The organism is Bradyrhizobium sp. (genome assembly GCF_017881085.1).
Taxonomy (GTDB): Bacteria; Pseudomonadota; Alphaproteobacteria; order Rhizobiales; family Xanthobacteraceae; genus Bradyrhizobium.
In genome coordinates this window covers 1-6,083 of record NZ_JADGRI010000315.1, presented here as the reverse complement: position 1 = coordinate 6,083, position 6,083 = coordinate 1, and the positions used below count along the sequence as shown (strand labels likewise).

4 protein-coding genes and 1 pseudogene are annotated in these 6,083 nt (G+C 63.8%); 2 read left to right on the top strand and 3 right to left on the bottom strand.

Annotation, left to right across the window (positions count from 1 at the left end; translation table 11 throughout):
• Positions 1-741: DNA repair protein (locus QZ213_RS23110; protein ID WP_291688401.1), on the bottom strand; the 741-nt coding region annotated here is incomplete at its 3' end.
• 346 nt (positions 742-1,087) lie between these two features.
• Between QZ213_RS23110 and QZ213_RS23105 the strand changes: the two are divergent.
• Positions 1,088-1,720 (top strand): annotated as a pseudogene (locus tag QZ213_RS23105) (UdgX family uracil-DNA binding protein); the annotation flags it as partial.
• A 176-nt stretch (positions 1,721-1,896) separates the two neighbouring features.
• On the opposite strand, the gene QZ213_RS23100 reads toward QZ213_RS23105, so the two are convergent.
• Both QZ213_RS23100 and QZ213_RS23095 read right to left on the bottom strand, forming a co-directional pair.
• Positions 1,897-2,394 carry a ferritin-like domain-containing protein gene (locus QZ213_RS23100; RefSeq protein WP_291688400.1) on the bottom strand — a complete coding sequence of 166 codons (498 nt, stop codon included), beginning with the start codon at positions 2,392-2,394 and terminating at the stop codon, positions 1,897-1,899.
• Between the two features lie 258 nt (positions 2,395-2,652).
• A complete protein-coding gene (locus QZ213_RS23095; RefSeq protein WP_291688399.1) occupies positions 2,653-3,825 on the bottom strand; it encodes a M20 aminoacylase family protein in 1,173 nt (390 codons plus the stop codon).
• Positions 3,826-3,982: 157 nt separating this feature from the next.
• Between QZ213_RS23095 and QZ213_RS23090 the strand changes: the two genes are divergently transcribed.
• Positions 3,983-5,599, top strand: a complete 1,617-nt coding sequence (locus QZ213_RS23090; RefSeq protein ID WP_291688398.1) for a GMC family oxidoreductase N-terminal domain-containing protein — start codon at positions 3,983-3,985, stop codon at positions 5,597-5,599.
• Positions 5,600-6,083 lie beyond the last annotated feature (484 nt).

The window sequence follows — 6,083 nt, the reverse complement described above, 5'->3', positions numbered from 1 at the left end:
GGCAGCCACAGGCTGAGGATCCGCCGCCGGTTGCGCGAAAAGGCACTCATCACATTTCCATTCCATGATCCACCGGCCAACAGGGCCATGACGGTTGCGGACAAGCTGCGCGTCGAACACCGGTGCACCCCACGCGACCCAGGGCGCCGCAGGCATTAAAGGCGCCGCGGGCGGCGAATGCGCCGCGCGCACGATCCATCGCGTCTCCGCCGTCGAGGGCTGTGGCTCCGCCGCCATCCGCAGCAACAGGCCGGTGACGCCGGAGGCCTGCGCCGCCAGCGTCAGCTTGCGGCTGGCGACGAGATCGAGCTGACGCGTTTCGCCCCAGACCTCCAGCACCACGACGCCCAGCGCATCGCAGGCCAGCGCGTCGGCGGCAGTCCGCAGCGCGGCCTCAACGTCGGCCGCGCGCACCGTCACGAGAAGACGCGGATCAAGACCGAGTTCGGCCAATCCGCTCATCGACAGCGCGCCCGATTCAAGTTCGGTAAAATCCTGCCGGATCCATAGCAGCGGCCGCCGTGCGGTCACCCGCCCCGCAAGCCCCGCGACAAAACCTGTCGCCGTAGCGCCTTGCCGGCCACCTTCGGCGAACACCTCGTGCATCGCGCCCAAAGCGAGGCCGCCCTGCAACGTCGCATCCGCATCGGCATGCCCGAGCGCGACCCTTCGCGGCGCATACGCATCGCCGTGCGACTCGATGCGCTCGATACTGCCTCGCAAGCTCGCAAGCGTGTTCATGCGTGCGGCGCATGATCCGTCAAAGTGTGAGCGGTTTGGCGATAAGATCATGCGCTTTCTCAAAAAAATGGGAGCGCGATCGGACGCAAAACCGGCTTCCACTTTTGCTGATCGCGCTCGCGCATATGCCGCGCTCCCGGGGTGGTTGGGCCGTCACTGGTTCTTCTGATGAACCCGTGACCGGCTTATTTGTTCATGATATGTTCTAATATAAAGCTAACATGGTCAGGAGAGTCAATCGGGATTGGCGGGCATATTTTTCCTGAGCAATCCCAATGGGATCGAGGGAACCCTTACTCCCCTGCCCGAATTGAGCCTCGCCTGCCGCAATGATATTCTCCACAGCAAGCGGAAAATGCCCATGGCGACTGCATCCCAAAGCCTCGAAACCCTGCGCGAAGCAGCTGCCGATTGCCGCGCCTGTCCGCTCTGGAAAAACGCGACGCAGACCGTGTTCGGCGAAGGCCCGCCGCATGCGCCCCTGATGCTGGTCGGCGAGCAGCCCGGCGACAAGGAAGATATCGCCGGCAAGCCTTTCGTGGGACCGGCAGGGCTGATGCTCGATCGCGCTCTGGACGAAGCCGGCATCGACCGCAAGAAGGCCTACATCACCAACGCGGTCAAACATTTCAAATTCCTGGCGCGAGGAAAATTCCGCCTGCACCAAAAGCCGACGACGCCGGAGATCAAGGCGTGCCGGCCATGGTACGAACGCGAACTGGCTGCGATCAAACCGGATCTGGTGGTGGCGATGGGCGCCACCGCCGCGCAAAGCGTGTTCGGCAAAATCACCCCGATCAACAAAAATCGCGGCCGCCTGATCGACCTCGATGATGGAACCAAGGCGCTGGTGACGGTGCATCCGTCCTATCTGCTGCGGCTGCCGGATGAGGACGCCAAGGCGCGGGAATACGAGCGCTTTGTCGATGACCTGAAAATTGCCGCGGCGCTGTTGCGAAAATCGACGCGCGCGGCTTGAAGCTTGCACACAACTCAGGGGGCTTGCCCACAATTCATGCCGGTTCCATCGCCGTCTGGATTTGACATTCGCGCTTGCAACCTTTAATTGAAAGGTATGCGGCAACGCCGCACAGCAGTCGGCGCGCTGCGTGGTTGACTGGCCCCGGATGCCGCGCAGCGCGCCACTCTTGTGTGCTAAGCCGCCGCAGCGAGATTGATGGCCGCTTCCGCGAGCGAGGTCAGGCTCTCGTCGGTCTTCTTTTCTTCCTGCAGCGTCTGATCCAGCAACCGGACCGCATCCTTCATGCCGAGCTGCTGCGCCCATTGCTTGAGCGTGCCGTAGCGGGAGATTTCATAGTGCTCGACGGCCTGGGCCGCGGCCAGCATGCCGGCATCGAGCGCCTCGCAACCCTTGTACTCCTCCATGATCTCCTTGCCCTCGTCGAGGATGCCCTGGATCGCGTCGCAGGTCTTGCCGCGCGCCGGCTTGTCGAGCAATTCGAAAATCTGTTCGAGGCGCTCGACCTGGCCTTCGGTCTCGCCGTGATGCTTTTCGAAGGCCGCGCGCAGTTTGTCGGAACTGGCGGCCTTCGCCATCTTCGGCAGCGCCTTCAAAATCTGCTTTTCGGCGAAGTAAATGTCTTTCAGCGTATCGAGGAAGAGGTCGTTGAGGTCCTTGTCTTTCGCGGTCATGACGCACTCCGTTGGTAATGAGGGAGGTTTCCCGCCTTTCCAACATCGCCTCCGGCGCAATGTTCCCCGCGAATTCAAAAAGCAACTCGTCGGCTGGCCGACAGATAGACGGTTAGCGGCAACCCTGCCTCCTGGCGTTTCACGCTCCCGTCACATGCCCCAAGCTAAAATCCGCGCATCCCGATCGATACGTGATCTCGCCCGTATCGATTTATAGGAAGCGCGAATGAACAAACGACGACATCGCCTCGTCCGAACTCACGCCGCCAGCGTGTTCTCGACCAGCTTGATCCAGTAGGACGTGCCGTAGACGATCGCCTCGTCGTTGAAATTGTAGGCGGGATGATGCAGGCCGGCGCTGTTGCCATTGCCGCAGAAAATAAACGCCCCCGGCCGCGCCTCCAGCATGTAGGCGAAATCCTCCGCGCCCATCAGCGGCGGCGTCTCGTGGACGTTGCCGTCGCCGGCGATCTCCCGCGCCACCCGGGTAGCGAGATCGGTTTGCGAGGCATGGTTGACCGTCACCGGATAGCCGCGTTCGTACACGAGATCGATCTTGGCGCCCGTGATCTGCGCTACGCCCGCAACGACCTCGCGCACGCGCTTCTCGACCAGCGTCCGCACTTCCTCGGTCAGGGTGCGGACGGTCCCATAGAGTTCCGCCGTCTGCGGGATGACGTTGCGGGCGTTGCCGGCATGGAACTCGCACATCGAAATGACGGCGGAATCCAGGGGATCGACGCTGCGCGAGACGATCGACTGCAGCGCCGTGATCAGCTGCGCGCCGACCAGCACGGAATCGATGCATTTGTGCGGACGCGCCGCGTGCCCGCCATGCCCCTCGATCTTGATATCGATCGCATCGGTCGCCGCCATGATCGGGCCGGACCGGATCGCGAACGAGCCGACCGGAATTCCCGGACCATTATGCATACCGTAGACCTGGTCGATGGCGAAGCGTTCCATCAGCCCGTCCTTGATCATCGCAGCGGCTCCCGCGCCGCCCTCCTCCGCGGGCTGGAAGATCACGACCGCGTCGCCGGCAAAATTACGCGTTTCGGCGAGATAACGGGCCGCCCCGAGCAGCATGGCGGTGTGACCGTCATGGCCGCAGGCGTGCATCAAGCCCTTTGTCTTGGAGGCGTAGGGAAGGCTGGTCTCCTCCTCGATCGGCAGCGCGTCCATGTCGGCGCGAAGCCCGATCACCTTGGGGCCGCCGTTGCTGGCCGGCTTGCGGCCCTTGATCACGCCGACCACGCCGGTGCGTCCAAGACCCGTGGCGACCTCGTCGCAACCGAATTCCCTTAAGCGATCCGCCACGAATGCTGCGGTGCGATGCACGTCGTACAGCAACTCCGGGTGTTGATGGATCTCCCGGCGCCAAGCCTGGATATCGGGTTGCAGATCGGCGACGCGGTTGACGATGGGCATGTGGCTTCTCGGTTGAAGGTCTATGACGGTTCGCCTGTCTAGCATGCAGTCGCAATCCGCCCAACACTCCTCGGACGGTGCACAGAGGTGCTATGACAAGGCTACGGCCTTGATTTACGGCGGCATCATGCCAAGAAGGGCAGCATGGTGATGCCTTATGAAGCAGCTTGAAGGTGATTTCGACTATATCGTCGCGGGCGCCGGCACCGCCGGGTGCATCGTCGCCAACCGGCTGTCGGCCGATCCCAAAAACCGCGTGCTGATCCTGGAGGCCGGCGGCGACGACAACTGGATCTGGTTTCACATCCCGGTCGGCTATCTCTTCGCGATCGGCAATCCCCGCTCGGACTGGATGTTCCGGACCGAGCCGGAACCAGGCCTCAACGGCCGCTCGCTGGCCTATCCCCGCGGCAAGGTGATCGGCGGCTCCTCCGCCATCAACGCCATGATCTCGATGCGCGGACAGGCCGCCGATTACGATCACTGGCGGCAGCTCGGCCTCTCCGGCTGGGGCTACGACGATGTGCTGCCGGCGTTCCGCCGGCTGGAGGATCATTTTCTCGGCGAGAGCGCGCATCACGGCAGCGGCGGCGGCTGGCGGATCGAGGCGGCGCGGCTGTCCTGGGCGATCCTCGACGCGGTCGGCGACGCCGCCGAGCAGATGGGAATCCGGCGCATCGCGGATTTCAACACCGGCGACAATGAGGGCATCGGCTATTTCCACGTCAACCAGAAGCGCGGCCGCCGCTGGTCGTCGGCGCGAGGGTTCTTGAAGCCCGCATTGAAGCGTCCCAACCTGCGGCTGGAAAAAAACGTGTTGGTCGACCGCCTGATCGTCGAGGGCGGCCGCGCCGTCGGCGTGCGCTTCATGCGGGGTGGCGAAACGGTCGAGGCCCGCGCAAAAGGCGAAGTGATCCTGTGCGCCGGCTCGATCGGATCGGTCCAGGTGCTGCACCGCTCCGGCATCGGGCCTGGCGAATGGCTGGCGCCGCTCGGAATCGAAACCGTGCTCGACCGGCCCGGCGTCGGGCGCAATCTGCAGGACCATCTGCAGCAGCGCGCGATCTACAAGGTCTCGGGCGTCCGCACCCTCAACGAGACCTATTATTCGCTGATGCGGCGCGGCCTGATGGGGCTCGACTATGCGTTCCGCCGCCGCGGCCCGCTGACCATGGCGCCGTCGCAACTCGGCATCTTCACGCGCTCGGATCCGCATCGCGACCGCGCCAATATCCAGTTCCACGTGCAGCCGCTGTCGCTCGACAAGTTCGGTGATCCCCTGCATCGGTTTCCCGCAATCACCGTGAGCGCCTGCAATTTGCAGCCGACCTCGCGCGGCACCGTGCGCATCCGCTCCGCGGAGCCGGCCGAGGCGCCCGCGATCGCGCCGAATTATTTGTCGACCGGCGAGGATCGCCAGGTCGCCGCCGACGCCATCCGCACCACGCGGCGGCTGATGAAGCAGAAGGCGCTCGCGCCCTATCATCCCGAGGAGTATTTGCCCGGCCCCGCGGTCGGCGACGACGACGCCTCGCTGGCAAAAGCCGCCGGCGACATCGGCACCACGATCTTCCATCCCGTCGGCACCGCGAAGATGGGCACCGCCAGCGATCCCACCGCCGTGGTCGACGAACGCCTGCGCTTTTTCGGCATCGCCGGGCTTCGCGTCGCCGACGCCTCGGTGATGCCGACGATCACCTCGGGCAACACCAACACCCCGACCGCGATGATCGCGGAAAAAGGCGCCGCGATGATTCTGGAGGATGCGAAGTAAACGGGTAGGCCAGATCCAGCCAACGGTCGCGCGAATGTCGACAAGGCGTCGTTGCCGGGCTTGACCCGGCAATCCATCTTCTTCGAGAGAACTTCTTTGCGAAGATGGATGGATGCCCGGATCAAGTCAGATCAAGTCCGGCCATGACGAGTACTGCGTGCGCCCACCTCAATTCAAACAGCCACCTTCTTGCAGCCACAGCTTCGCGATCTCGCCGCGTGTTTCGCGCGAGGTTTGGCCGGTTCGTCCGCCCTCTCCAATCAGAGGGCGCAGGGAATGCCGGGCGCCCGATGCGCCCGATAGCCGCGCGTGCAGGGGTAGTGGTAGAACGCACACGCGTTAGTCAGGTCACACCGGGATCACCCGGCATTCCCCGCGCAATGGTTTTACGGCTTATAACGCGCTCTTGTGTCTGCAAAATCTGGCAGAATGTGCGAACGGGCGGCTCTGACCAGCCGCCCGTCGCTGGATCTGAGCCCGTTCG